Here is a 26881-nt window from a genome sequence, read left to right on the forward strand (position 1 = left end):
CGCCGATCCCGTCAGCGCGAGTCAGACCGCCAGGCGGTAGCCGCGCTCGTCTCCGTGGAATGTGAAACCGGCCCTCTCGAGGATCGGCGCGGACGTCGCGGTGCGTCCTTTGACGAGCGCCGTCTTCGCCCCGAGTGATGCGCTCACACGCAGTCGCTCGGCGAGGACCGCCCGGTAGGCGCCTCTCCCCCGCGCGTGCTCGAGCGTGGCGGCACCCCACAGGCGGGCGAACCCCTCGACGATCGTGCACCCGCCGGTGCTGACGGCCCGACCGTCGAGACGCGCGAGCACCCGCGCGTGCGTGCCCGCGTCGAGGGTCGACGTGATCTCTGCGAGTTCGACCCGGAGCCCTTCTTCATCGAGCGGCTGCTGCTGCCACACCGGCACGTTGATGGCGTCGACCTCGCGCACCTGTTCGAGTGTGCGGACGACCTCTGCGGTGGCCTCAGGCGGGAAGTCGATCGACGCGTCGTCGATCTGACAGGCGAACACTGCGACCGTGCCGATGTGCTCGGCTCCGCGTCGGCGCAGCTCGGCTTCGAGGTCGGGACGATCCGACGGGTTGGTCCAGAAGCGCAGCTCGCGCTCCCCCCAGGCCCTGGTGCGGTCGACGGCATGGTCGAGTACGGCCGCCGCATCCGCATCCGAGTCGACCTGCGATCCACGCACCCCACCACCGAAACGCTCGGGGTACCGCACCAGCTGCAGCTCCGTCTTCTCGTGCTCGCTGTCGCGGGGGAACCACACCCACGCCGCCGAGGCGCGCAGGATGTCGTCTGTCGTGTGCATGATGATCGTTCCTCGCCCTGGGTTCGCTCTTGCTCAGCTGGCCGCACCGACGAGACGCGCGAAGGCGCTCATCCGAGCGACCCCCTCCGGAGTGCGCGGAAGGTCGTCGAGCAGTGCCGGCGAATGGACCAGATACGCCGCGACCTGCGCTCTCGAGATCGCCACGTTCAGTCGGTTCTGCAGCAGCAGGAACTCGGGACCCCGTGGGGCATCGCGCCCGCTGGATGCCGCGAGGGATGTGATCGAGACCACCGCCTCCTTGCCCTGGAAGTTGTCGACCGTGCCGACCGGGACGTCGGGGAAGCCTGCTTCGGCGAGCGCGTCGTGCACGGTCTGACGCTGTGCGTTGTAGGGTGCGACGACGATGATGTCGCGCTGCGCGAGCGGGCGGACCGTGGCCTCGGCATCGTTGTCGGTGAATGCGCGTCCGACGAGGTCTCGGACGAGCGCCACCACTTCGTGCGCCTCCTCCGGCGACTGCGTGGCGTTGCCGCGGTGGCGGAGCGGGACGATGTGCAGACCGGGATCGATGCCTTCGAGCGCACGCCGCTCGGTGCCGGGAGCCGACGCGAGCTGGCCGGCGTATGCGAGCTTCGATACCGGCGCGGCGAGCTGCGGATGCATGCGCCAAGAGCGTGCCAGGAAATAGCCGTAGTCGGGTCGGACCACCGCATCGCCCTCCATGACCCATCCGAGCGCCGAGGTGTCGACGGGCTCGGGGTGCGCCCCCTGGCTGACCTGGGGAAGCTGCTGCGGGTCGCCGAGCAGCAGCAGACGTTGGGCCCCCGCGGCGACGGCGATCGTGGAGGCGAGGGAGAACTGCCCCGCCTCATCGACCACGAGGAGGTCGAGGCCCCCGCGCTCCACCCGTGCGGTGTTGCTGAAGTCCCAGGCCGTTCCGCCCACCACGGCGCCGTGCTCGGCATGCTCGCCGAGGAACGAGGCCATGCCGTTCTTGGGAATCACGGTGTACGTCGGGTCGGTCGACGGGTCTTTCGGTGCTTTGGCGACCTGCGCCGCAGGAACGCCGTCGGCCACCACGCGCTCGAGCAGATTCTCGATGATGGCATGCGATTGCGCGACGACGCCGATTGTGAAGCCGTGCTCCTTCACCAGACGCGCGATCACCTGGGAGCCCGTGTAGGTCTTGCCCGTGCCCGGAGGGCCTTGCACGGCGAGGTAGCTGCGGTCGAGATCGAGGACCGCGCGCACGATCGCATCGATCGTGTCACCGTCACTCGCGGGCAGAGTGCTGCCAGAGAGTGTCCGCGGCGGGATCCGTCGCAGGATGTCGGTGGCCGCATCGGAAGGGAAGCCGGGTGCTGCCGCATGGACCGTGTCGGCCCATTCATCGATCGCGCCCTGCAGCGACACGACGCGTGGCGGCGCCGCCGGGGTGAGAGCGAGAGGCAGTTCGTCCCAGGTCTGTCCCTGGATCGCCGTCTCGGTGATCAGATAGCCGTCGTCGAGCACCTCGGTGACCGTGACGGTGTGCGGAACATGCACCGCGCGCGACGGAGCCTCGGTATCGAAGGGAGCCGGCACGGGATAGAGCGCGAACGGCTGCGCCCCCGCTCCGAGAGTCGTGCCGGGTGAGACCTCGCCGCGGATCTCGATGTCACGCGACATCACCCGGCGCCCCTCGCCGACGCTCCAGTCGCGCTGCAGGGTCGACGACATGCTGTCGACGCGCACGACATCGCGAGTGCCGTCCCACATCGTGACGGGCTCGCGCAGCCGCTGGAAGTGCGACACCCAGAAGCTCTTCGCCTCGCGAGGGAAGTAGTCGATGGCGGCTGCGGCGATGCGATGCACCTGCCCGTCGCCGCCCGCCGCGACGGCCTGCTCCGCGTCGGCGAGGAGCGCCACCGACCGCTGCGACGGCTCGTAGATCACTTCGTCGGCCGCGTCGGGCGGGGCGGGGTTCACCCCTTCCTTGCGGGCGATGTCGATCAGCCAGTTGCGAAGGCGCCTCGTCGACACGCAGTCGTAGCGGTTGTAGTCGGCGAGGTCGGCGAAGACCGCATCGGCCTCCTCCTGCTCGCCCGCGGCAGCGAACTCGCGGGCCGCCACGTACTGCACGATCGAGTCGTCGCCCTTCTGAACGTCGCTGGTGCGCACGTCCTCGCCCATGTAGAGCGGCTCGAGCTTCTTGATCGAGTACGACCTCGAGCCCACGCGCACGGTGCGCAGCACCAGCGGATACAGGTCGACGAACACGCCCTCGCGCAACAGGCGGTCGATCTCGCCCTCGCGCACGCCGTGGCGCGCCGCCATAGCGACCAGGTGCGAGGTCTCGTATGGCGCGTAGTGATAGATGTGCATGCCGGGGTGCGCGGCTCGGCGCACCTTCACGAAGTCGAGGAATCGCTCGAACGCCTCTCGCTCCGCCGCGAAGTCGTGGGCCCACAGCGCCGTGTACTGGTCGGCGTTGTCGACCCACCCGAAGAGGTAGTCGATCCCCCAATGGGCCTCGCCGTCAGGCGCCGGCTCGGTGTAGAGCGGATCACCCTCGAAGTCGAAGAAGATGTCGCCGTGGCTCGGCACTGGCAGGGTGTGGATCGCCGCGGCGTAGTGCACGTCATAGGTCGGCGCGCCCTCGGCATCCGCGCGGATCTGCAGCCGCGCCTGCGCCCGCAGCGTCTCGAACGTGTCGGTGTTCATGCCGTCAGGGGGCGTGGTGGCGTCGGCCAGAGCGTCGATGGTCTCGATCCCGGCCGCCCGCAGCCGCGCGCGCTGCACGGGCCGCATGCGCGCGACCATCAGCAGGTCGCGATGTGCGATCACCTGCTCCTCACACGTCGCGCATCGCCCGCAGGCCACGATCTCGAGGTCTCCGCGGTCGTCGCCCCATGCCAGCGGGGCGCCGGCGGAACCTTCGTCGACTCGACGATCGGCGATGAGCGCGCGCAGGCGCGCCCGACGCACCTGGAACAGCGGAAGGAGGTCGTCGACGGAGTGGGTGCTCAGTGTTCCGTCGCCGAGGATGAGGTCGACCTCGTCGGATCGGGGAATCCCCAGCCGGTCGAGCTGATCGACATATGCCGCGAGCTGCATGAGGGCAGTGACCCGCGCCTTGCGGGCGAGCTTGGAGTCCTGCACCCGCCAGCGTCCGTCGTCGTCGCGCTTGAGGAAGTCGGCGAACCCGACGAACTCGGGCGTGGCGAAGGCCGCCTGGAACACGATCAGGGCATCGGATCCGAGTGCGCGCACCGTCTCGTCGACGGCAGCCGCGAGCGCCGCGGCGTCGATCGACGACACCTTCTCGACCCGGTGCACCCGGTCGCTGCCGAGGTCGTCTACGTAGCGAGCGAGGACGTTCTGCTCGTGGACGTCTCCGAGCAGCGCGGCCCTGGCGAGAGTCGCGTCTTCAGGCTCTTCGACGACCGGGACGCGGCCCAGCTTCGCATCGATCGCGCGACACCAGGCGAACTCGCATTCGGCGGCCGCCTTGAGGTCGCTGGCGCTCCAGATGACGCGCTGCGCCTGAGTGTCGATCCGCACGATTCTCCCGTTCCCTCGGATGCTTCGACACTAGCCGCGGCATCCGACACGGGATCACGCCGAGAGACGTGTCAGCGCCACCATGTGTCGTCCGGGGTCACCGGAAGATGACGCTTGTGCTGCGTGGCGAGGTATCGGGATTCGATGCGCCCGGCGACGTCGGGGTCGACCTCTCGCCCTTCGAGGAAGTCGTCGATCTGCTCGTACGTGAGCCCCAGCTCGTCTTCGTCTGCACGACCGGGCTGGCCGTCGAGCAGGTCGGCCGTCGGCACCTTGAAGGCGAGACGGTCCGGCGCGCCGAGCAGCAGCAGCAGCGAGCGACCCTGTCGCTTGCTGAGACCCGAGAGGGGAAGGATGTCGGCTGCGCCGTCGCCGAACTTCGTGTAGAAGCCCGTGACCGCCTCGGCCGCGTGGTCGGTGCCGATGACGATGAGCCCGTCGTGCCCGGCGAGCGCGTACTGCGTCACCATGCGCACACGCGCCTTGATGTTGCCGCGGTTGAAGTCGCTGATGTCGCTCGTGACGGCGAACTCGATGTCCTCCTCGACGCCGTCGACGCCGTTCTGGATGTTCACCTCGACCGAGGAGTCGGGTGCGATGAACTCGAGCGCGGCCTCGGCATCCGCCGCGTCCTTCTGCACCCGGTACGGCAGGCGCACAGCGAGGAACTTCGCCTCTCCACCCTCGGCGCGAACGCGTTCGACCGCGAGCTGGGCGAGCCGCCCCGCGAGTGTCGAGTCCTGACCGCCGGAGATCCCGAGCACGAAGCCCTTCGCCCCGGTCGTGCGCAGGTAGTCGACGAGGAATGCCACGCGGCGCTCCACCTCGATCTCGGGGTCGATCTCGGCTTTCACGCCGAGCGCTTCAGAGATCTGCTGCTGCAGGGTCATGTGTTCCTCCGGTCTGCCCGACGCCAGTATCCTCCTCCAGTGTTACATCGAGATGACGCCGGTCGCACTCTCGCGACTTCGCGGCGACCGATCCACCTGGCAGGATGGCGGAGTGAAACTTCTCGTCGCAGCAATGGCCTCCGAACTCGACGCGTTCCCGGACGAGCTCGAGGGATTCGACCAGCTCGTCACCGGCGAGGGCAAGATGCAGGCCGTGTTCGCCCTCACCCGTGCGCTCGACGCCAAGGAGTACTCCGAGGTGGTGGTCGTCGGGACGGCCGGCGGCATCGACCCTGAACTCGAGGCGACCGTGCACGAGATCGGCAGCGCACTGCAGCACGACGTGTTCGACCTCGACGGTGTCGCAGGGCAGCACGTGTCGCTGCCCGCGCGCGTGTCCACCGGCCGCGAGGGCGTGCTGATCGCGACCGGTGACAGCTTCGTCGGCGATGCCGGGATCACCGCCGTCATCCGACCGTCGGGCGCTGGTCTGGTCGACATGGAGACCTATGCGTACATCTGGGTCGCCGAGCAGTTCGGGGTGCCGATCCGCGCGTTCCGCGCGATCTCCGACCGGGCTGAGGATGGCGCGCTCGTCGACTTCCGCGAGGCGATCGCGCGGTGCAGTGTGCAGCTGCGCGAAGTGATCCGCCGGGAGTACGGCGTCTGAGAACGGGCGTCTTCTGAGCCCGCTCCTCCGGCGAGGGGACGCGCTGAGTCTCAGCGCGCTTCGATCACACTCGGACCGCTCGACGTCGCACGCACCCGGAGCTGCGCGGGGATCTGCTCCTGCATCGCCTCGACGTGGCTGATGACGCCCACGGTGCGGCCGCCCTGGCGCAGTTCGTCGAGCGTGCGCATGGCGACGTCAAGAGTGTCGCCGTCGAGCGAGCCGAACCCCTCGTCGATGAACAGGGTGTCGAGACGGATGCCGCCGGCCCGTGCCGTGACCACCTCGGCGAGTCCGAGAGCGAGGGCGAGGGAGCTCAGGAAGGTCTCGCCTCCCGACAGCGACTGCGCGGGCCTGGTCTGGCCGGTGAATGCGTCGAAGACGACGATGCCGAGCCCTGACGCAGCTCCGCGGGCGGCGAGCGCATCCGAATGACGCAGCTGATAGCGCCCCGTCGACATGTCGCTGAGTCGGCGGTTCGCCGCGTCGACGATCTCTTCGAGTTCGGCGGCGAGGACGAACGTCTCGAGCGTCATCTTGCGGGCATTCGCCCCTCGCCCGGCGATCGTGTCGGCGAGTCCTCGCAGAACCTCGTAATCGGCTGCGTCGTCTGCGATGCGGGCATGCTCTGAAGCCGCAGCCTCGATGACCGCGGCGAGCTGGTCTGACACGCCTGCCGCCCGCCCCGCCTCGTCGACCGCGGCGGACCAGCGCTGCCGCGCGGTGAGGGACAGCTGCTCGGCAGGACCGAGATCGATCGTCTCTTCCGGGAGTGTGCGGAGCTCGAGGTCGAGGAGGATCGCGCGCTCCTTCTCACGCTGGACGGTGTGCTGCGTGACTCGGCTCTCGAGAGCCGCCTGCGCGGCGGCGGTGCGCAGTGACAGCTCGACAGCTGCGACACCATCGAACTCGGATGCTTCCAGCGCCGCATCCTGTTCGGCCCTCGCAGCTGTCGCCGCCTCAGCCCTGCGTGCCCGCTCTGCGGCGGCCTCGACGAGTGCCAGAGCGGCCTGGACCTCGACGCGCGTCGCTGTGACCCTCGCGGCCACGGACTCGTAGTGTCCTCTCGCTTCGGCGATCGCCTGCCGCGTATCGGCGACCCGCTGCGCCACGAGCGAGTGCGTCTCACGCGCCGCGGCCAGCGCCGTGGAATCACGTTCGCGGTCGCCGTCGAGGCGACGGATGCGCTCGAGCAGAGCTTCGCGCTGCTGCTCGAGCGCAGTCAGCTGATCGGATGCGTCTGTGCTCTGTGCATGCGCCGCTGTCGCGGCGTCCAGCTCTGCGACAGCCTCGTCGACCTCTCGACCGTCTGCGCGGGTGACGGCCGCGGCGAGGTCGGCGCGCAGGGAGGATGTCAGCTCTGCCGCGTCTCGCTCACGCTGAGCGATGACGTCACGTGCGGCTTCAGCCTCGTCGACGTCATCCGCCGAGACGGGATCAGCATGCACGGCGGGAGCCGGGTGCTCGTGCGATCCGCATACCGGGCACGCCTCACCGTCGTGCAGCGACGTCGCCAACTCCCCCGCGAATCCGTCGAGTCGACGCTGTCTGAGCTGAGCGAGCGCGGTCTGAGCAGCGGCGAGCGCGGCGCTGGCGTCAGCGAGCTGCCGTTCGGCGTCGGCATGAGCGGCGCCGAGACGGACCGCCTCGAGCGCCGCCGCATGCCGCGCTGCGGCCGCATCTCGTGCTGCGGCCAGGTCTCCGGCACGATCAGCGAGTTGCCTCACCGCGTCGCGCGCGAGTGTGAGCTGTTCGAGCTGTGCGGGAAGCGCGACACGATCGGCCTCTGCCGCGTCGATGCGCGTGGTCGCCGCCGCCACCGCATCGGAGGCCGCGGCGAGCTCGTCATCGAGTGCTGACGCGGAGCGTTCCAGCTCTGCCGCACGCTGCCACGCACCGGTCTGCGCCGTGCGCTCGGCCGCCCATTCCGCGAGATCGTCCGCGACGATGCCGTGCGCCTCCCAGGCCGCTCGTGCTCGCGTCTCGGCCTCGAGGGCCGCGTCGAGCGCCGATGCCGCCGATGTCGCGGCCGCGATCGGGCCCCGCAGCAGTTCCGCAGCTCTGGCGTTCTGCAGTTCTCTGCGCGCAGCATGGATGTGCGGCTCATCGGCCTCGAGACGTGCGAGCGCGACCCTGGCCCGATCCCGCTCGACCTGCGCCCGCTGCTCTTCGCGCGCGATCGCGAGCGCGGCATCTGCGGCGTCGGATTGCTTCTCGGCCTCGAGGCGCTCCGCCGCTCGACGTTCCGCGCGGTAGTCGGCACGAGCTTTCGCACGACGCAGACCGTCGAGGCGCTCCTCGGTCGTCACCGCGACAGGCTCCGCCTCGCCTGCGCCTCTGTCTTCTCCCTGCCCCTCGCCGTCGTGCCCGAGGTCGGCGTTGCTGACGAGCCTCTCGCCTTCATCGAGACGGGCTGACACCGTTGCGAGACGTGCGCCGAGAGACTGCTCCGCAGCCTTGCGTCGTTCATCGAACCGCGCCTGCACGTCTTCGAACCGCTCGGTGCCGAACAGCCGCCGCAGCAGCGACTGTCGCTCTTTGCTCCCCGCCAGCAGGAACTCCGAGAACCGATTCTGCGCGAGCAGGATCACCTGCAGGAACTGCTCGCGACTGAGCTGCAGGATCTCGTCGAGCTCGTAGGCGGCCTCGCGCTCTTTCGCGGCGAGACCGATCCATTCGCCGCCGACCATCGTGTCGAGCTGCACGGCCGCAGGCTGCACGGTCATGCCGCCGCCGCGCTTCTTGGGGCGCTCGTATTCGGGCGAACGCCTGACGCGGTATCGACCTGCCGGAGTGCTGAACTCCACCACGACCTCGGTCACGTCGTCGGGCTCGCAGTGGTCGCTGCGCAGCCGCTTCTCGCCGCCCTCGTAGCGCGGGACTCCGCCGTAGAGACCGAAGCAGACGGCGTCGAGGATGCTCGACTTGCCGGCACCTGTGCGACCGGCGATCAGGAAGATCCCGTCGTCGGCGAACGCATCGAAGTCGACGGTCTGCCGCTCACGGAACGGGCCGAATCCCTCGACCTCCAGGCGGTGCAGCTGCATCAGAGCGCCTTCTTCACTGTCGGCGCGTCATCGCGACGAATGGTCACCGGACTAGACCGAGTCGTCATCGGATTAGATCGAGTCGCCACCGGACTAGATGAGGGCTTCGGCGCGGACGCGGTCGTCGAGGACCTCGCGGATCAGCTCGCTCTCGCGCTCAGTCGCACCATGGCCAGCGCGGACGTGCTCGAGGAAGGCCTCGATGCGCTCGGGGTCGCTGACCGCCCCGCGCAGCCGATCGACATAAGAGCGCTCGACCGCCGCGGAGGTGTCTGACGGCTGATGCTGCACCATCGCGCAGTGCGGGTAGCGCTCGCGGAGGCGGCGCATCGGCTCGGTCTGGGCGAGCGCGTCGGTGTACACCGCGCAGACCCAGTCGTCAGCGTGCGCCGCGATGTTCTCGGGAGACAGGATCTCGTCGAGGGTGCCCGTGAGGGTGACCAGGCGGCGAGGGACGGGCAGATCGAGCCACTCGACCGAGGCGAGTCCCGTGGCATCGAGGTCGACCACCCACGAACCGCGCGGCTTGCTCTGCTCGCCGAAGCTGTAGTGCAGCGGAGCGCCCGAATAGCGCACCCGCTCGCTGATCTGCTGGCGCCCGTGGATGTGCCCGAGGGCGACGTAGTCCGGGCCGTCGAAGACCGAAAGCGGCACGACGTCGAGACCCCCCTGGCGGACCTCGCGCTCGAGGCCGATGGTCGCATCGACTCCCGCCGAGAAGCAGTGCGCGATCGCGACGGATCGCCCAGGGTGAGCCTGCATCCCCACCCTGACGAGATCCATCGCATGGGCGAGGGTCTGCGCCTGGGTGCGCAGATCGGCCCCGGTCCAGTGCTGCCTCACGATGGCCGGCTCGAGGTACGGGATGCCGTAGAAGTGCACCGGGCCGTCAGCGTCGGTCAGCGTCACCGGCGTGCCGATCGAGAGCGGATCGGTCAGCACGTGGATTCCGTCGCGGAGCAGCCGCGCCTGGAACCCGAGACGTGCGGCGGAGTCGTGGTTGCCGCTCGTGACGATCACGCGGGCGCCGGTCTCATGCAGCGCGACGAGCACGTCACCGAGAAGCGTGTACGCGGGGCCGGCCGGTGTCGCCGAATCGAAGACGTCTCCGGCGACGATGACGACGTCGACCGCGTTCTCCCGAACCTGCACGGTGAGCGCTCCGAGAACCTCGGCCAGCGCGTCCATGGTCGAGTTGCCATGGAAGGTGCGGCCGATGTGCCAGTCGGAGGTGTGCAGGATTCGCATACTCACACGCTACGAACCCCCACCGACATTCAGCCCCAGGCGTGCCGCGGCATCCGTTCATGGGCCCGGAATTCTTGGGATTCCGGGCGGAACGGATGCCGCGAGCGTCTCAGTGCGCGCCGACGGCGAGCCCCGGCTGCGACGGCATCAGCTCGTCCTTCGTGCCGCGCACCATGACGGCGGCGATCACGGCAGCGCCGACCATGAGGATCGACGCGACGATGAACACCCAGCCGTAGGCGTCCGTCAGCTGCGACGGGGAGAGCTCGGTCTGCGCATGCCCGCTCACCGACGCCGCGTACACGGCCGTGAATACGGAGAGCCCGATCGATCCGCCGATCTGCATCGACGAGTTGGCGACGGCCGACGCGATGCCCGCGTCGTGCGGTGCGACACCGGTGAGGGCCAGGTTCTGCAGTGGGATGAACACGAAGCCCATTCCGATGCCGAGAAGCACGAGCGCCGGCGCGATCTGCACGATGTAGGCGCCATCCGGAGTGATCCCGGAGAGGAGGAACAGACCGGCCGCCGCGATGAGCGGCCCGACGATCATCATCGGCCGCGGCCCGATCACCGTGAGGAGCTTGGTCGCGATGGGAGCGATGATCATCGTCGCGATCGGGAGCGGCAGAGTCGCGGCCCCCGCGGGCAGCGCGCCCATCCCGAGCACGAACTGAAGGTGGAAGGTGAGATACAGGGTGGCGCCGATCATGATCGCGCCGGCCACGCCCTGGATGAGGAACGCTCCCCCTCGCACTCGATCCGCCACCACTCGCAGAGGCAGCAGCGGCTGGGCTACGCGGCTCTCGACCCACACGAACACCGCGAGCAGCACGACACCCAGAGCGAGGAACGTGATGGTCAGCGGGTCGCCCCAGCCGTTCTCGGCGAGGCTGAAACCGTAGACGAGAGATCCGAGGCCGAGAGTCACGGTGAGCGCGCCCCAGACGTCGTACCGGTTGTCGCCCTCGGCTTTGCTCTCGGTGAGGAAGAGCGCTCCGCCGACGAGGCCGACCGCGACGAAGAACAGATTGACCAGCAGGCACCAGCGCCAGTCGGCGAACTCGGTGAGGAATCCACCCAGCAGCAGGCCGACCGCCGCACCGGTTCCCGCGACCGTCCCGAAGACGGCGAAGGCCGTGTTGCGCTCCCGCCCCGAGGGGAAGGTCACGGTGAGCAGCGCGAGAGCCGCCGGAGCGAGAAGTGCGGCGAAGACGCCCTGCAGGCCGCGGGCGAGGATGAGCTCCCACCCCGACTGCGCGAGGCCGCCGTAGAGGGATGCGGCGCCGAAGCCCACCATTCCGATCATGAAGACGCGCTTGCGCCCGACGTAGTCGGCGATGCGACCACCGAGCAGGAGCAGTGCGCCGAAGGCCAGGGCGTAGGCCGTGACGACCCACTGACGCTGGCCGTCGCTCAGGCCCAAGGACGCCTGGGCCTGGGGCAGGGCGATGCTCACGATCGTGCCGTCGAGAACGACGATCAGCTGCGTGAGAGAGATGACGACGAGCGCCCACCACCGGGTCTGGGGGCGGGCGCGCAGGGACGATGACATGGAAGAACCTCCGGTGTCGGGAACGATGCCGGAGGTTTCGAGCCTCGGACCAGCGCGCTTCGTGAGCGCCTGACCACCTCAGCCGACGGGGCTGAGCAGAACATCAATCATACCCGAGATGAGGCCATGGGATCACGAGCGGAAGGTCCCCTGACCCACCCTCGTCACGATGATCGACACGTGGTGATGCGAGATGCGCGATGCGCGTTCACATGTGCGGCGTGCGGGGCTGCGCGATGCGAATCCGGGCTGCCCTCCGCCCAACATGAGCCGGAATTGCCCCTCCGGCTGGGGGTGTGCCCGCCTCGTCGTGACTACCGACTTCCGCTCTAGTCCTCCAGGTCGTGGAGCCAGTTCGCCTGCTGGATCCGATTGTCGAGTTCCCTCAGCTGCTGTGCGACGGCATCCGCGCGGGCGCGCAGCTCGGCGACGGGAAGTGCGGAGATCTGACGCAGCTCCGACCGCATCTGACGCAGGAACTGGTCGTTCGCTCCGGATGCCGCGGCGGCGGCATCCGCAAGCAGCGAGTGTTGCAGCCGGAGCACGTCACGGGTGGCGAGGGCGTCGGTCATGGTGCCGTCAGTCCCCAGATCCAGACGCGAGTTCGTCGCGTTGATCCGCCTGATCAGGTCGCGGAGCAGAAGCAGATCGGCATCCGCCTGGACGATCAGGGCGGCAGCATCCTCCGCGGGCTCCTCGCCCTCCTGGTACCTGGCGTTCGCCGTGATGCGCGCGCGCAGCTGCTCTATGCGACGCTGCAGGTCTGCGCGGGCCGTGAGTGCCTCTGCGAGTTTCATGACTTCATCCTGTCAGGGCACCACCGTGTAACACAGCGTCACACGACCATGCGTCAGCGCGAGCGCAGCAGAGCCGCGTGCTCCGGGTGTGCCTGGAACCAGTCGGAGACGTACCAGCACACCGCATCCACCTTGCGATCTCCGCGTTCCTCGATGTCGGCGACAGCGCCCTCGACGACGACTCCCGCATAGCCGTGGCCGCGGAAAGTGGGGATCGTGAAGGCTCTCGTCAGGGCGATCGTGTGTCCGTCGTCGCGGTAGTCGAGCACGCTCACGAGCTGCCCGTCTCTCGTCAACGTGTAGCGCGATGCGTCCTTCTCGTCGGTGAGGAGGAAGCCTGCGGCGAGGGTCGAAATGGTCATCTCTCCACGTTACGCCCGCCCCCACCGCGGTCGGCCGTTTTGACACGCCCGGACTTCTTCCGACATAATCCCCCCATGACTACCAACGCAAGCCCTTTGTCCGCCCAGGAGGCGAACAGGACTGCCGGGATGATGATGCCCGGTCGCGTTGGCATGTGTTGCCGAATGTGTCGCTGAACGAACAGCCACTCCGTCTGACCTGACTTCTCGCGATCTGCGAGGTATTGGTCATCGAGCATCCACCCTTTGCTCGCTCTTCCGGCTCGCCCGGTCATTCATGCAACGCATCAGAGCCCCTTCCCGGCTCACGTCCTGAGGACTTCATCATCATGTCGAACACCGCACTTCTCGAGCGTCCCGCCGCCACCGCCGCCATCCGTACCGCCGCTCCGGCGCCCGCGGCAGCCCCGCTCGATGCCGATCTTCCCGCCGTCCGCTCGCCCCGCGGCTTCGCCCTCTACGTCGGTCTCGACGAGATCAAGGCCGCCGAAGCCGGGGTCAGCCTCCCGCTCCTCGTCGACGCGCTGCGCCGCACTCTCGCCGAGCTCGCTCCCGGCGCGGAGACGCACGCCACCGTCGCGCTCGCCCCGCACGGCTCGGGGGGCCGCGACCTCGACGTCGTCCGCCTCGCGCTGCACGAGCCCGGTGCCATCGCGCGCACCAAGGCCGCGGCAGAAGAAGAGACCACCGACGAAGAGGGTGGCGTCGTCGTCGACATCTCGCGCAAGCGGGTGCTGATCGACGGAGAGTCCGCAGCCTTCACCTACAAGGAGTTCGAGCTGCTGCAGTACCTCGTGCTCCGCGAAGGACGCACGATCGAGCGCAGCGAGCTCGTGGGCGCACTGTGGCAGGCACAGGACGACGAGACCCCTGGCGAGCGCACCATCGACGTGCACGTGCGTCGTCTGCGTGCGAAGCTCGGCCGCTACGAGGACATCGTCCGCACGGTGCGTGGCATCGGCTACCGCTTCGACCGTCACGCCGACGTCGTCATCCGCTACGGCCACGGCACCCCCTCGCCCGACCGCTTCTGACCCGAGTGTCAGCCCCGCCACGTATCGTGGGGCGCATGACCCTGACCGCGGATGCCGGAGCCGCCGACGCGGCTTCGCCCAGCGCACCGCGCGAGACCGTGTATCGGCCCGCCGCACCCGTCGATCTCCGCTCGACGGTCGGCATGCTGCGACGGGGCCCCGGCGATCCGACCATGGTCTTCGACGGTCCGGTGGTCTGGCGCACTCTTCGCACTCCGCTGGGCGCTGCGACACTGGCGCTGCGCGCGCAGAACGGAGAGATCAGGGCCACCGCGTGGGGCCGCGGTGCCGAGCACGCGCTCAACACCGTGCCCGACCTGTGCGGCGCCGAAGACGACCCGTCGGGTTTCGATCCCTCGCACCATCCGCTGATCTCCGAGGTCGCCCGCCGTGCGCCCGGCATCCGCCTGGCTCGCACCGGCGTGGTCTTCGATGCTCTCGCCTGCGCCATCATCGAGCAGAAGGTGACCGGTCTGGAGGCCTTCCGCGCCTGGAGGCTGCTCGTGACGAAGTTCGGCGAGCGCGCTCCCGGTCCGACCCCGCGGCCGATGTACGCCGCCCCGACCGCCGATCAGTGGCGTCGCATCCCCTCGTGGGACTGGCATCGGGTCGCGGTGCAGCCGCCGCAGTCGAAGACCGTCGTGCGAGTCGCCGAGCGGGCAGACAGCATCTCCCGCGCGCTTCTGGCCGCACCCGCCGGCGACGAACGTGACCGGGTGCTGACGAGCTTCCCCGGCGTGGGTGTGTGGACCTCGGCCGAGACGAGAATCCGGGCACTCGGCGATCCGGACGCAGTGAGCGTCGGCGACTATCACCTCGCACATCAGGTGGGGTATGCCCTCACCGGCCACCGGACCGATGACGACGGGATGCTCGAGCTGCTCGCCCCCTGGGCCGGCCACCGCCAGCGCGTGATCCGCCTCATCTTCGCGAGCAGAGTCAGCGAGCCCCGACGAGGGCCACGACTCTCTCCCGAAGACCACCGCACTCGCTGACCTGCCGGGGCAGGCGAATCGCCTTTAGGCTGAGCCCATGTCGCGCAACGCACTCCGCTTCTCCGTCACCGCCGGTCTTCTCATCCTCGGTGTCGTGATCGGCCTGATCTTCCAGAACGTCTGGCTCGGCATCCTGCTCGCCGCGATCGTCTGGCTCGGCTGGTTCATCGGCTACGAATCGCGCCGGGGCCGCAACGCCGGCGTCAACGACGAGGACCACGGCGTCGAGCTCTGAGCGTCAGTAGTAGACGGCGAGGGGACCGGAAGGCCCCTCGACCACCTGCACGGACGTGTCGAACACGCGGGTGAGCACCTCACCGGTCATGATCTCGGAGGGCGAGCCGAACTCCACCACCTCACCGTCTTTCATGGCGCAGATGTGGTCGGCGTAGTGACCCGCGAAGTTGATGTCGTGCAGCACGATGACGATCGTCCGCCCGAGCTCCTCAGCCGCCCGGCGCAGATGCTTCATCATCTGCACGGCATGCTTCATGTCGAGGTTGTTGAGCGGCTCGTCGAGCAGCACGAACTCGGTGTCCTGCGCCAGCACCATCGCGACGTAGGCCCGCTGCCGTTGGCCTCCGGAGAGCTCGTCGAGATAACGCCCTTCCAGCTCGCCGAGGTCGAGGAAGTCGATCGCCCTGCTGATGATCTCCTCGTCGTCGCGGGTCAGCCTGCCTTGCGAGTGCGGGAAGCGCCCGAACCCGACGAGCTGGCGCACGGTGAGCCGGGTGACGAAGTGGTTCTCCTGCCGCAGCACCGAGACGATCTTCGCGAGGTCCTTCGACTTCGTGGTCGCGACGTCGTACCCGGCGATCTCGATCGCCCCGGCGTCCATGCCGCCGAGCCGACCGATCATCGTCAGCAGCGTCGACTTGCCCGCGCCGTTGGGACCGATCAGCGCCGTGATCCCCCCGGCGGGGATCCGGAGGTCCACGGGGCCGATCGCGACCTCGTCGCTGTAGTCGCGGCGAACGCCCTCGAGTGTGATCACAGCCTGCCCTTTCTGAGGATGACGATGAGGAAGACGGTTCCGCCGACGAGCTCGATGAGGATCGAGACCATGCCCTGCGCGTAGAAGACGTTCTTCATGACGAAATAGGCCCCGGCGAGGATCGTGAAGGCCGTGAGCACGGCCACCGGGAAGATGAGTCGATGATCGTACGTGTCGGCGAACTGGTAGGCGAGGGTCGCGACGAGGAAGCCGAGGAACGTCATCGGCCCGACCAGCGCGGTCGACGTCGCCATCAGGACGGCGACGAGGAAGAGCACGATGTAGAGCTCGCGCTTGTGGTCGAGTCCGAGCGAACGCGACACGTCAGGGCCGAGCGCGAGCAGGTTCAGCCTTCTGGACCTCATCCAGAGCAGCGCCGAGGCCGCGATGCACAGCGGGATCGCGACAGGCAGGTACGACGCGTCGGCGTTGGACACATTGCCGAACAACCGTGCCGCGAGCACGTCGAACTCGCTGGGCGTGAGAAGCCGCTGCATGAAGGTCGAGATCGCGCCGAGGCCGCCGCCGATGATGATCCCGATGAGCAGCATGATCTGCAGGTTGCCGTAGCGTCCTGACAGCAGCCATCCGTACAACGCCATCGCCAGGCCCACCATGATCACGACCTGCAGGCCGAACTGCCAGACGCCCTGGATCGCCACGAGACCGGCGACGCCGAACAGGTAGACAGTGGTCGTCTGCACGACGCGATAGAGCGACTCGAACCCCATGATCGACGGGGTGATGATGCGGTTGTTGGTGACCGTCTGAAAGCTCACGGTCGCGATCGCCTGCGCCACCGCGACCACGGCCATCACGGTCACGTTCGTCACCCGCAGCTTCGCGATGCGCCAGAATCCGGGTGATCCGATCGGCATCGGGTTCTCCCAGGCCAGCAGCGCGAAGGCGAAGGCCACAGAGAGCATTACGAGGATGCCGAGCACGATGATGTACCGCTGCCGGGCGCGCGGCGTCGTGAAGGATCCGGAGGTGCGGGTGCCGGCCGCGATCGCGCTAGCCACGACGACGCTGCCTCAGCAGGAGCAGGATGAAGACGATCGCTCCGACGACGCCGAGGATCAGCGACACGGGCACCTCGAACGGCATGATGATCGTCCGTCCGATGATGTCGCACACGGTGACGATCGCGATGCCGAGCAGACAGACCCACGGCAGGTTGCTGCGCAGATCGTCGCCGCGGACCATCGAGACGATGTTGGGCACGATCAGCCCGAGGAAGGGGAGGTTTCCGACGACGACCGTGACGACCCCCGTGGTGACGGCGATGAGCACGGTGCCGAGCAGGATCACCCGGTTGTAGTCGACCCCGACGTTCGTCGCGATCTCCTCCCCCAGGCCGGCGATCGTGAGACGGTCGGCGACGATGAAGACGACGACTCCGACGATCGCCACGATCCAGAGCATCTCGTACTGTCCTCGGAGCACCGAGGTGAAGCTGCCCGCGAACCAGACCCCGATGGCCTGCAGCGAGTCGGTCGCGAGCGCGAAGTAGGTCGACACCGACCCGACGACGGCGCCCAGCATGATGCCGACGATCGGGACGATGAGAGACGACTTCAGCGAGACGCGGCGCAGGAAGGCGAAGAACACCATCGTGCCGATGAAGGCCGCGACGATGGCGCCTGCCATCCTCAGGGGGATCGAGGGGTTCGGCACGAGCACCATGACCGTGAGCAGACCGAGCCCCGCCCACTCGGTGGTGCCGGTGGTCGTCGGCTCGACGAAGCGGTTCTGGGTGAGGAGCTGCATCACCAACCCCGCCATCGCCATCGCGGCGCCCGCGAGCACGAGGGCTATCGTGCGCGGGACGCGGGTGATCTGGAACATCTCGGCACCGTCAGCGGCTCCCGCGATGTCGTAGACCCCGGTGAACAGGGACACGACCAGAAGTGCGAGGACGACGAGGATGCCGACGAGGAGCTTGACGTCGAAGAGCCGTCCGGCGGACCGGGGCGGCTCGGTGGGGAACGCGGTGCGGGACATCATGAGACGCCGGCCGGCGGCATCCGCCCTCGAGCGGATGCCGCCGAGCGACCTACTTCTGTGCGGCCTCGAGGGCGTCGGCGAGGTCGTTCAGGAACGTCGTGTACGTCTGGATGCCCTCGTTGAGGTACGTGTCGGTGGGCATGAAGACGATCTGCTCGTCAGCGACGGCCGTGACTGCAGCGAGGGCCTCGGAGCTCTCGAGGATCTCGGAGGCCTGCACGTAGTCGGGGGTCTCCGCGGCGAACACGGCGTCGCGGTCGAGCACGAGAAGCCAGTCGGGGTTCGAGGCGGCGATCGCCTCGACCGAGATGTCGTCGCCCTGGTGGTCATCCGAGGCATCGGCGACCTCGAGTGCCGGGGTCAACCCGAGGATGTCGTAGATCGGTCCGAGCGAGCGACCCACGGTCGGTGCCAGGTATCCGATCTCGCCGCCCGAGGTGTTCACGGCCATGACGGTGTCGGCGTCGTCGTAGGCGGCCTTCGCCCGCTCGACCGCCGCGTCGAAGTCGTCGACCAGCGCCTGCGCCTCGTCCTGCTTGCCGAAGATCTCGCCGAGCACGGTGATCTGTCGCTTGAGCTCGTCGTCGAAGGGCTCGCCCTCGCGAGGCTCGAGATCGATGATCGTGGCGTCCGGCACGAGCTCGGCGATGGCCTCGTTGTGCTGGGTGAATCGTTGTCCGCTGATGATGAGGTCGGGTTCGACGGCGACGATCGCCTCGAGGTCGGGCTCGCTGTGCAGGCCGATGTCGACGATCGAGTCGTCGTCGAGGTACGACACCGTGTCCGGCATGAGCGCCACCGCGCCGGCCGAGAGCTCGACTCCCCAGTCGGAGAGCGTCTGGAACGTGCGGTTGTCCAATGCGACGACGGATGCGGGAGGCGTGGCGATCTCGTGCGACCCGGTGTTGTCCTCGATCGTGACCGAGTCGGCGGCGGGCGTGGTCTCGGCCGGCTCGGCTTCGGCGCCTGAGGCGCAGCCTGCGAGGGCGAGGAGACCGACGAGACCGACGCTCGTGGCGCTGAGGATTCTGGGCATGGACATGGAGAGACTCCCGTTCTGCGGTGATGAGTGCGCGCGATCGGCGCAGGAAAGACGGGACTTAGGATGCCCTAACTCCGTCTCCAAGATAGGTTAGCCTTACTTTATGAGCGATACGAAATCCCGCTTCTCCCTTGAGCGCCGAGGCCTCGATCTGCGCTTCCGCACGGTCACACTGAGCGCGCGAGAATGGCTGGCGCCCGACTTCGTACGTGTGCGCCTCACGGGCAGCGACCTCGAGGGATTCGACTCTCCGGGCTCCGACGATCACATGCGCCTGTTCTTCCCTGCTGGCCCCGTGGAGTCGGTCGAGGAGATGCGGTCGGCACCGAGTCGTGAGTACACGCCCCTGGCCTGGGGTGCGGACTGGCTGGATGTCGAGTTCGCCGTGCATGGCGACTCGGGTATCGCCGCCCCCTGGGCGGCGACTGCTCCGCTGGGGTCATCGATCGGCGTCGGCGGGCCGCGCGGGTCGGCTGTGCTGAAGGGCAGCCCCGGCTCCTGGCTGCTCGTCGGAGACGAGACCGCCATCCCGGCAATCCGGCGCTTCGCGGCGCTCATCCCCGGGGGCGTCGCCGCGCGAATCGTGGTGGAGACGGTCTCGGCGGGGAGCGAGATCGAGATCACCGCCCCGGTCGACGTCGAGTGGTTGCATCGTGGCGACGCGCCATCCGGTTCGGCGCTCATCGCATTGCTCGAAGGGCTGACGGCCGAGGACTCGATCGGCGAGGATCCGTTCGTCTTCATCGCGGCCGAGCAGTCGATCGTGAAGCCGGGACGCGCACTGCTGGACCGATGGGGCATCGACTCCGCGAATGCGGTGGTCAAGGGCTACTGGAAGCGCGGTGAAGCCGAATACCACGCTCCGCACTAGTGCGACGCGCGCCTCCACTGGAAGACTGAACGCATGGCACTTCTGGATCATCTGGGCATCACCGTCGACGACCTCGAGCGGGGCAGGGCTCAGTTCCATCCCGTGCTCATCGCCCTCGGCTACGAGAGCGGCGGCGAAGACGACCATTCCATCTCGTGGAACAACGGCGACGAGACGGAGATCATCATCTACGCATGGGATGAGGACTCCGGCCCTCACCGGCACGGTCGCGTCGGCTGGCAGCACATCGCGTTCGCCGTGCCCTCGCGCGATGCGGTCGATCGCCTGCACGCAGTGGCGCTCGATGCCGGATGGACGGCCGTTCGAGACCCGAAGGAGTATCCGCGGTACACCGACCGCTACTACGCCTCATTCGTGGAGGATGCCGACGGCATCCGCATCGAGTTCATGCACAACCCTCCCCGCGATTCCGCTTGACTCCCGGGCGTGTCGCGCCCTAATGTGGCAAAGCTGTGCCGATCGCGCACAGCTTTCACGCCGAGGAGACGACGGATGACCGCCATGCGGAACTTCCCCTTCGCCGCGGTCGGGCAGCTTCAGCAGAAGCTCGACGACCGCTACGAGTCGTACCCTCCGGCGCGCGCCGTGTGACAGCATCCGCTGTTCTCATGCCCCGCACCGTCAGGTTCGGGGCATTTCTGTTTCTCACGAGACTCCCGACCTGTGGCTGAACATCACACAAGGAAAGGAATCATGGAGAGGCTCTCCACACGGCTGCTCTCGTGGGCGTCGATGATCGATGAGAAGACGCTCGATCAGGCGTACACCACCGCGCGCATGCCGTTCATCCACCCGCACCTGGCTCTGATGCCGGATGCGCACCTCGGCAAGGGAGCGACGGTCGGGTCGGTCATCCCGACGCTCGGCGCGATCATCCCCGCCGCCGTGGGGGTCGACATCGGCTGCGGCATGATCGCCGTGCGCACCCAGTTCACGAAGAGGGATCTCGACGGGCGCGATCTCGCCGAACTCCGCGAGCAGATCGAACGCGCGATCCCCCTCTCGGCCGGCCGCTACAACAACAAGATCGTCACGACCGCCGAGCCGCGCATCGCCGAGCTCGAGGCCCTGGCCGAGAAGAGCGAACTCGACCCCGAGACGTATGCCGAGAACTGGCGGCTCCAGCTCGGGACCCTCGGTTCGGGCAACCACTTCATCGAGGTGTCGGTGGACGAGCTCGACCGCGTGTGGCTCTTCCTGCACTCCGGTTCGCGAGGCGTCGGCAACCGGATCGCGGGTTACCACATCTCCGTCGCACAGCGGCTCGCGAAGCAGTGGTGGATCGAGCTGCCCGACCCCGATCTGGCCTATCTCGTCGAGGGCACGCCGGAGTTCACCCGGTACATCCGCGAGCTGCGGTGGGCCCAGCACTTCGCGCTGCTCAACCGCGAGGAGATGATGGACCGGGTCGCCAGGCAGGTGTCGGAGTTCCTCGGAACGCCCGTCGACGAGCAGGAGCGCATCAACTGCCACCACAACTTCACCGAATCGGAGAAGCACTACGGCAAGAGGGTGTGGGTGTCGAGGAAGGGCGCGATCCAGGCGGATGCCGGTCGCCCCGGACTCATTCCCGGTTCGATGGGAACCGCGTCGTACGTCGTCGAGGGTCTCGGCGACCCGCAGTCGCTGAACTCGTCACCGCACGGCGCCGGCCGCGAGTACTCGCGGTCGGCGGCACGGCGCACCTTCTCTCACGAACAGCTGCGCGAGGCGATGACCGGCATCGAGTTCCGCGACACGAGCGCCTTCATCGATGAGATCCCGCAGGCGTACAAGCCGATCGACCGGGTGATGGCGGATGCCGCGAGCCTGGTCTCGATCCGGCACACGCTGCGGCAGCTGGTCAACGTCAAGGGCGACTGAGAAGAGAGGTGGGCGGTGACGAGGAGTCACCGCCCACCTCTCCTGCACACCCTGCCTGCGACTCGAGCTGCTCCCACCGCTCGGGATGACGGTATACAGCGCCCTCGATTCCGATCATCGGAGTGGAACGATGCGAGGATGACACGGTGCACCTCATGAACGACGCTCAGATCTGGACGATGATCGGGTGCTTCACCGCGCTCATGCTGGGCATGCTGACCGTCGTCTCCACGCTGTTCATCCGCGTCGTCCGCACCGAGATCGGCGGCCTCCGTGACGAGATGAACGCCCAGATCGGCGGTCTTCGCGGAGAGATGAATGCCCGCTTCGACACCGTGAACACGCGCATCGACGGACTCGACCGCGACATGCAGGCCGTCGTCAAGCGCTCGTTCGGGCTCGACCGCGACTGACTGCGGCCACCGACACATGCCTTCGCCCATCGTCTCGGATGACACGTACGACGCGCTCCCCGAGCGCCCCTGCGGCACAGCCGTGCTGCTGCTCGCCGGTTCGAGTGGGCGCCTCGAGTCCGCTCGCGCCGATCTCCTCAGCCATCGAGGCGCCCGAGTGCGAGCGATCCGCTGGTTCGGGGGCATCGGCCAGCGACCGGCGCCGCACGAGGTTCCGATCGAACTGCTCATCGACCAGATCGAGCTGCTGCGACGAGACCACGATCGCGTGGCGATCTTCGGAACGTCCTTCGGCGCCGAGGCTGCCCTCGTCACCGCTGCCACCGTCGAGGTCGACGCAACCATCGCCGTCTCCCCCTCGTCCGTCATCTGGTCCGGGCTGGCGGAGGGTCGCTGGTCGTCCCACTGGAGTCTCGGCGGTTCTCCGATGCCGGCGGTCGAGTTCGACTCTGCATGGACCCCGACCACCGATCCGCCGGAGTACCTCTCGCTGTACTCGTCGAGCCTGTCCCTCGATCCGGCGCTCACAGAGGCGGCGACGATTCCTGTCGAGCGGATCTCCGGCGACCTGCTGCTGATCGCCGGGGGCGACGACCGCGTCTGGCCGAGCGCCGCGTTCGCGACCGCGATCTCACAGCGCCGGCGCGCCCATGGCAGACGTACGACGATCGTGCAGCATCCGGATGCGGGGCACCGCCTGCTCCTCCCCGGCGAGGTCGCCGCCGTGGGCGGCGTGCAGATGGCGCGGGGCGGCACCCCGCGCGCCGATGCAGCGCTCGGCGCACAGGCCTGGCCCGAGATCTCCCGGATCCTCGGCCTCGACCGAGACTGAGGTCAGACGACCGGTGTGGCGACGGCTTCGGCATCCGCCCGGTCGGTGAAAGCCTCTTTCGGAACGAAGACGAGGATCGCGGCGGCGATGAGCGCCGTCACACCGCAGACCACCCACACCGTGATGTAGCCGGCGAATGACCCTGCGGTGCCTTCGACCGCTCCACTCACGCCGTTGAGCAGCGCGATGCCGAAGATGCACGACGCGATCGCTCCACCCACCGTCTTGACCGAGTTCGTGAGTCCGGTCGCGACACCCGTCTGCGTCGCGGGAGCCGCCGATGCGGCCGCCGCGGGGAGCGCCGCCACGAGAGCGCCGGAGCCGAGACCGACGATGATCATGTTCGTCACCACCTGCACATACGAGTCATGGAACGGCAGGAACAGCAGGAACCCGATGCCGACGAGCAGAGACGCACCCATGAGAGTGATCCGCGGGGTCACCAGACGAGCGATGAGCGGGAAAAGCAGCGCACCCGCGATCATCGCGATCAGGTACAGCCCGATGATCAGCGACGTCGCGAAGCCCGTGGTTCCGAGGCCATAGCCGTAGACGCCCGGATCGGTGCGGGCGAACGTCGACAGCGGAGCCTGGGCCCCCAGCACGCTCACCCCGAACAGGCCGGCGGTGAGGAACACGGGCCCGAGGGCCGGTGAGCGGAACATGCGCACGTCGATGAGAGGGTCGTCGCAGCGCAGCTCCCAGAGCACGAACGGGATGACCAGCAGGAGGCCGAGCACGACCACCGCCCATGACCAGGGGTTGACGAGTCCGCCCTCGAGACGGAGCAGGCTCAGGCCGCCGGTGAAGCAGATCAGGGCGAGCGAGATCAGCACGACGCCGACCGTGTCGAACACGCCGCCCGTCGGATCGGGCGACTCCTTCACTCCGAACAGGATCACGAAGAAGCAGACGACGACGAGCAGTGCGGGGATGAGGAGAACGACCGTGAGCGGCAGGACATCGATCAGTGCACCGCCGACGAGAGCACCGATGATCGCGCCGCCTTCGAGCGCGGCGACCAGCAGCCCTGCCGCCTTCGCCGTGATCGACGAGCGTCCCTCCATCCGGCGGGAGCGTGACCAGATCAGCGCGATCTCGAGTGGCAGCCAGACGACGTAGAAGCCCATCAGCGTCCAGCCGATCAGGAACACGGGAAACGAGTCGGTGAACGGCAGGACGAGCGCCGCCGCGGCGGTCAGTGCCGTCGAGATCAGCAGCATCCGCTTGTGCCCGACCATGTCGCCGAGCTTCGCGAACGCCGGCACGACGAGAGCCGAGAGCATGAGCTGCGTTCCCTCGAGCCAGTTCACGTCGGCGTCGTGGATGCCCAGATGCCGAGCGATGTCGGTGAGCATGGGCGTGTAATAGCCCTGGAGGACGCCGCTGGTGAACTCGACGAAGGCGAGGAAGCCGACGACCGTGGCGAGGGTTCCCAGAGTTCGGGTGCGCGTCATCGCGGCTCCTCGGTGAAAGGGCTGAGTCGGGCGCCGAGACGCCCGCGAAGGGGTGAGATCACCCTAGTCGCTCGATGAGAGCACGATGGAACCGCTCCCCTCGCTCGAGCGCCACGATCTCGACGTTCTCATCGACGCCATGGATCGACGCCCGCTGCGCGTTCGACATGTCGAGCGGCGCGAAGCGGTAGACGGCGGGCGCGAAGCGGTGGAAGTGTCGGGAGTCCGTCGCCGCCATCATCACGTACGGCACGGCGGGCACTCCGGGGTGCGAGACCGCGAGCGCGTCCGCGAGCAGCGCGAACTGGGCGTTGTCGGTCGCGGATTCGGGCGACGGCTCGCTCGCCTCCTCGACGGTGACCGTGACGAGCGGATCCCTGATGCGCCGGCGCACGCGCAGCACTGTCTGCTGTGTCGTCTCGCCCAGAGCGATGCGCAGATTCACGGTCGCCGACGCTTGGGAGGGCAGGACGTTCGCCGCCGTGCCACCCGACTGCATCGTCGGAGCCACGGTCGTGCGCACGAGGGCCGCAGGCTCGCCGCCGAGCGCGGCGAACAGCTGGCCGGTCAGAAGCGGGGCGGATCCGAGCAGGCGCAGCAGATGTCGCGCGGGACCGGGCGTCTGAGCGCCGAGCTGCGACAGCATCCGCCCGATCGCCTTCGATGGTCGTGGTCGGAACGTCCGCGGCCCGAGTCGATCGACGGCCCTCGCCACCCGCCGGACGGCGGTGAGAGAAGGTGGCGCCGACGCGTGGCCGCCCTCGCCGCGCGCCGAGAGGGTGAGGGTCATGACGCCCTTCTCGCCCACGCCGATCATGGCCGCTCGTCCTGGCACGAACGGCAGCGGAGCGTCGACGACCGCGCCGCCCTCGTCGACCACGAGCCACGGGGTGATGCCGCGCTCGCGGAGCACCCTCGCGATCTCCTCGGCCGCTCGACCGAAGGTCTCCTCGTTGCCGCCGAACGAGAGATAGACGTCTCGCCCGGGGACGAAGCCCTCGGCGAGCAGATTCTCGACCGCCTCGAGCACGACGATCAGTGGGCCCTTGTCGTCGAGAGCGCCGCGCCCGTAGACCACCCCGTCGGCGATGACGCCCTCGAACGGGGGATGCGTCCACGCGTCGCTCTCATCCACCGGGACCACGTCGTAGTGCGCCATCAGCACGACCGGCCCATCGGCCCCGGCATCTCTGCCCGACCAGTGGAAGAGCAGCCCGAGATCGGTGTGCCGTTCGAGCGTAAGGCGCTCGTGGACGAGCGGATAGAGGTCGGCGATCAACGCGACGAAGGCTTCGAACGGCTCGGATCCGCGTTGTTCCAGCTCAGCCGACACGGTCGGCAGCTGGATCATCTGCGAGAGCCGTTCGGCGATTCCCGGTCGAGGTTCTGTCACGTCGGCCATCGTAGCGCCGGGGCGCATTCCGCCTCCCACCCGCGAGACAATGGAGGGATGAGCCTGTTCGCCCTGGCACCCAAGCGCGGTCCGCGCTGGCACCTCGCCACCCAGGCGGCGCTGGGCATCGCGGTGCCGATCGCCGTCATGACCATGACCGGCCAGCCCTCGCTCGGCTACATAGCGGCATCAGGCGCGTTCACTGTCCTCTTCGCCGGCACGGCCCCGGTGATCGATCGGGCGAGGATCCTGCCCTTCGTCGCCGCGGGTCTGATCGCCAGCGCCGCGCTCGGAGTCGCTGTGTCTGCGAACGCCTGGCTCGTGAGCATCGGTGTCGTCGTGGTCGCGGTCGCCAGCGCGGCTCTGGCGTTCGGCTTCCGACTCGGTCCACCTGGGCCCCTCTTCTTCGTGCTGGTCTTCGGCCTCTCGGCTCACGTGGTCGTCAGCTCGCCGATCGCGCCGATGGTCTACGTCGCCGCGCTCGCGGCCGGGTGCGTCTTCTCCTATCTGATCGCGATGGCGCCGTTGCTGCTCCCTCGCGCACGGTCGATCTCAGCCCGGCCGCTGCGCGAACTCCTGCCAGGGCCCGCTTTCACGGCCGATTCGCGCATGCTGGTGGTCCGGGTCGCACTCGTCGCTGTCGTCGGCGTTCTGCTGGGGCTGGTGATCGACCCGACGCGCACGTACTGGATCGTCGGATCGGCCGTCGCGGTGATCGGCGTGGCGGCAGCCCGCCGCGCCGCGGTGCAGCGAGGACTGCACCGCATGCTCGGAACCGTCGTCGGCGCGGGGGTCTACGCGCTGCTCGCCCTGCTGCAGCCGTCGGGTCTCTGGCTGGCGCTGCTTCTCGGCGCCCTGCAGTTCACGATCGAGCTCGTCGTGGTGCGCCACTACGCCCTCGCGCTCGTCTTCATCACGCCGCTCGTGCTGCTGCTGACGGGTGCGGCGACCGGCGAGATCGGGTCGATGGACGTCGCGTGGGAGCGCATCGTCGATACGCTCGTCGGGGCTGCGCTCGGCGCGCTCTCCGGCCTGCTGCATCCTCGCGCCACGACGCCTCCCGCCTGACTCTCGACGGCGGTCGCTGCACGGGCCAT

24 protein-coding genes are annotated in these 26881 nt (G+C 68.4%); 10 read left to right on the top strand and 14 right to left on the bottom strand.

The window, feature by feature from the left end:
• Window positions 1-21: 21 nt before the first annotated feature.
• From RQG82_RS10010 to nadE, 3 genes are all read right to left on the bottom strand, one after another.
• Window positions 22-789, bottom strand: a complete 768-nt coding sequence (locus RQG82_RS10010; RefSeq protein ID WP_311258939.1) for a hypothetical protein — start codon at window positions 787-789, stop codon at window positions 22-24.
• A 33-nt stretch (window positions 790-822) separates the two neighbouring features.
• Entirely contained in the window at window positions 823-4293 is a 3471-nt protein-coding gene (locus tag RQG82_RS10015; protein ID WP_311258940.1) for a TM0106 family RecB-like putative nuclease, read from the bottom strand.
• Window positions 4294-4364: 71 nt separating this feature from the next.
• On the bottom strand, window positions 4365-5183 hold the full coding sequence (gene nadE / locus RQG82_RS10020) for an ammonia-dependent NAD(+) synthetase (protein ID WP_311258941.1): 819 nt from the start codon (window positions 5181-5183) through the stop codon (window positions 4365-4367).
• A 112-nt stretch (window positions 5184-5295) separates the two neighbouring features.
• Here nadE and RQG82_RS10025 point away from each other — a divergent pair, with 112 nt between their 5' ends.
• Window positions 5296-5853 (top strand): nucleoside phosphorylase, encoded by a 558-nt coding sequence (locus RQG82_RS10025; RefSeq protein ID WP_311258942.1) that lies wholly within the window; start codon window positions 5296-5298, stop codon window positions 5851-5853.
• Between the two features lie 50 nt (window positions 5854-5903).
• On the opposite strand, the gene RQG82_RS10030 is transcribed toward RQG82_RS10025, so the two are convergent.
• The 5 genes from RQG82_RS10030 to RQG82_RS10050 all read right to left on the bottom strand — a co-directional run bounded on the left by RQG82_RS10030 (window position 5904) and on the right by RQG82_RS10050 (window position 12862).
• Window positions 5904-8900 (bottom strand): SMC family ATPase, encoded by a 2997-nt coding sequence (locus RQG82_RS10030; RefSeq protein ID WP_311258943.1) that lies wholly within the window; start codon window positions 8898-8900, stop codon window positions 5904-5906.
• A 93-nt stretch (window positions 8901-8993) separates the two neighbouring features.
• A complete protein-coding gene (locus RQG82_RS10035; RefSeq protein ID WP_311258944.1) occupies window positions 8994-10148 on the bottom strand; it encodes an exonuclease SbcCD subunit D in 1155 nt (384 codons plus the stop codon).
• A 109-nt stretch (window positions 10149-10257) separates the two neighbouring features.
• On the bottom strand, window positions 10258-11703 hold the full coding sequence (locus RQG82_RS10040) for an MFS transporter (RefSeq protein WP_311258945.1): 1446 nt from the start codon (window positions 11701-11703) through the stop codon (window positions 10258-10260).
• A gap of 329 nt (window positions 11704-12032) precedes the next feature.
• Window positions 12033-12500 (bottom strand): DIP1984 family protein, encoded by a 468-nt coding sequence (locus RQG82_RS10045; RefSeq protein WP_311258946.1) that lies wholly within the window; start codon window positions 12498-12500, stop codon window positions 12033-12035.
• 53 nt (window positions 12501-12553) lie between these two features.
• Window positions 12554-12862: a GNAT family N-acetyltransferase gene (locus tag RQG82_RS10050; protein WP_311258947.1), complete on the bottom strand. Its 309-nt coding sequence runs from the start codon at window positions 12860-12862 to the stop codon at window positions 12554-12556.
• A 329-nt stretch (window positions 12863-13191) separates the two neighbouring features.
• On the opposite strand from RQG82_RS10050, the gene RQG82_RS10055 reads away from it, so the two are divergent.
• From RQG82_RS10055 to RQG82_RS10065, 3 genes are read left to right on the top strand one after another with little or no spacing between them, the layout of a single operon-like run.
• On the top strand, window positions 13192-13896 hold the full coding sequence (locus RQG82_RS10055; RefSeq protein ID WP_311258948.1) for a winged helix-turn-helix domain-containing protein: 705 nt from the start codon (window positions 13192-13194) through the stop codon (window positions 13894-13896).
• Window positions 13897-13931: 35 nt separating this feature from the next.
• Window positions 13932-14891 carry a DNA-3-methyladenine glycosylase 2 family protein gene (locus tag RQG82_RS10060; protein WP_311258949.1) on the top strand — a complete coding sequence of 320 codons (960 nt, stop codon included), beginning with the start codon at window positions 13932-13934 and terminating at the stop codon, window positions 14889-14891.
• A 37-nt stretch (window positions 14892-14928) separates the two neighbouring features.
• On the top strand, window positions 14929-15126 hold the full coding sequence (locus RQG82_RS10065) for a hypothetical protein (RefSeq protein WP_056375672.1): 198 nt from the start codon (window positions 14929-14931) through the stop codon (window positions 15124-15126).
• A 3-nt stretch (window positions 15127-15129) separates the two neighbouring features.
• On the opposite strand, the gene RQG82_RS10070 is transcribed toward RQG82_RS10065, so the two are convergent.
• From RQG82_RS10070 to RQG82_RS10085, 4 genes are read right to left on the bottom strand one after another with little or no spacing between them, the layout of a single operon-like run.
• Window positions 15130-15885, bottom strand: a complete 756-nt coding sequence (locus RQG82_RS10070) for an ATP-binding cassette domain-containing protein (RefSeq protein WP_311258950.1) — start codon at window positions 15883-15885, stop codon at window positions 15130-15132.
• Complete coding sequence (locus tag RQG82_RS10075; protein WP_311258951.1) at window positions 15882-16907, bottom strand: iron chelate uptake ABC transporter family permease subunit; 1026 nt, start codon at window positions 16905-16907, stop codon at window positions 15882-15884. Before RQG82_RS10075 ends, RQG82_RS10070 begins: the two co-directional genes overlap by 4 nt.
• Window positions 16900-17889, bottom strand: coding sequence for an iron chelate uptake ABC transporter family permease subunit (locus RQG82_RS10080; protein WP_311259156.1), 990 nt, complete (start codon window positions 17887-17889; stop codon window positions 16900-16902). The genes RQG82_RS10075 and RQG82_RS10080 overlap by 8 nt, the downstream gene beginning before the upstream one ends.
• 52 nt (window positions 17890-17941) lie before the next feature.
• Entirely contained in the window at window positions 17942-18934 is a 993-nt protein-coding gene (locus RQG82_RS10085) for an ABC transporter substrate-binding protein (protein WP_311258952.1), read from the bottom strand.
• Between the two features lie 103 nt (window positions 18935-19037).
• Between RQG82_RS10085 and RQG82_RS10090 the strand changes: the two genes are divergently transcribed.
• The 5 genes from RQG82_RS10090 to RQG82_RS10110 all read left to right on the top strand — a co-directional run bounded on the left by RQG82_RS10090 (window position 19038) and on the right by RQG82_RS10110 (window position 22934).
• Window positions 19038-19805 (top strand): siderophore-interacting protein, encoded by a 768-nt coding sequence (locus RQG82_RS10090; protein WP_311258953.1) that lies wholly within the window; start codon window positions 19038-19040, stop codon window positions 19803-19805.
• A gap of 33 nt (window positions 19806-19838) precedes the next feature.
• On the top strand, window positions 19839-20243 hold the full coding sequence (locus RQG82_RS10095; protein ID WP_311258954.1) for a VOC family protein: 405 nt from the start codon (window positions 19839-19841) through the stop codon (window positions 20241-20243).
• Between the two features lie 276 nt (window positions 20244-20519).
• A complete protein-coding gene (locus RQG82_RS10100) occupies window positions 20520-21689 on the top strand; it encodes an RtcB family protein (RefSeq protein ID WP_311258955.1) in 1170 nt (389 codons plus the stop codon).
• Window positions 21690-21844: 155 nt separating this feature from the next.
• Complete coding sequence (locus tag RQG82_RS10105) at window positions 21845-22102, top strand: hypothetical protein (RefSeq protein WP_311258956.1); 258 nt, start codon at window positions 21845-21847, stop codon at window positions 22100-22102.
• Between the two features lie 16 nt (window positions 22103-22118).
• Window positions 22119-22934 carry an acyl-CoA thioester hydrolase/BAAT C-terminal domain-containing protein gene (locus RQG82_RS10110; protein ID WP_311258957.1) on the top strand — a complete coding sequence of 272 codons (816 nt, stop codon included), beginning with the start codon at window positions 22119-22121 and terminating at the stop codon, window positions 22932-22934.
• A 2-nt stretch (window positions 22935-22936) separates the two neighbouring features.
• Here the strand turns inward: RQG82_RS10110 and RQG82_RS10115 are convergent, their stop codons facing one another.
• Window positions 22937-24391: an MFS transporter gene (locus RQG82_RS10115; RefSeq protein ID WP_311258958.1), complete on the bottom strand. Its 1455-nt coding sequence runs from the start codon at window positions 24389-24391 to the stop codon at window positions 22937-22939.
• Between the two features lie 58 nt (window positions 24392-24449).
• Window positions 24450-25793, bottom strand: a complete 1344-nt coding sequence (locus RQG82_RS10120) for a M20/M25/M40 family metallo-hydrolase (RefSeq protein WP_311258959.1) — start codon at window positions 25791-25793, stop codon at window positions 24450-24452.
• A gap of 48 nt (window positions 25794-25841) precedes the next feature.
• Here RQG82_RS10120 and RQG82_RS10125 point away from each other — a divergent pair, with 48 nt between their 5' ends.
• Window positions 25842-26852 carry an FUSC family protein gene (locus RQG82_RS10125; protein ID WP_311258960.1) on the top strand — a complete coding sequence of 337 codons (1011 nt, stop codon included), beginning with the start codon at window positions 25842-25844 and terminating at the stop codon, window positions 26850-26852.
• The last annotated feature ends 29 nt before the right edge of the window (window positions 26853-26881 follow it).

The organism is Microbacterium sp. WCS2018Hpa-9 (genome assembly GCF_031843745.1).
Lineage (GTDB): Bacteria > Actinomycetota > Actinomycetes > Actinomycetales > Microbacteriaceae > Microbacterium.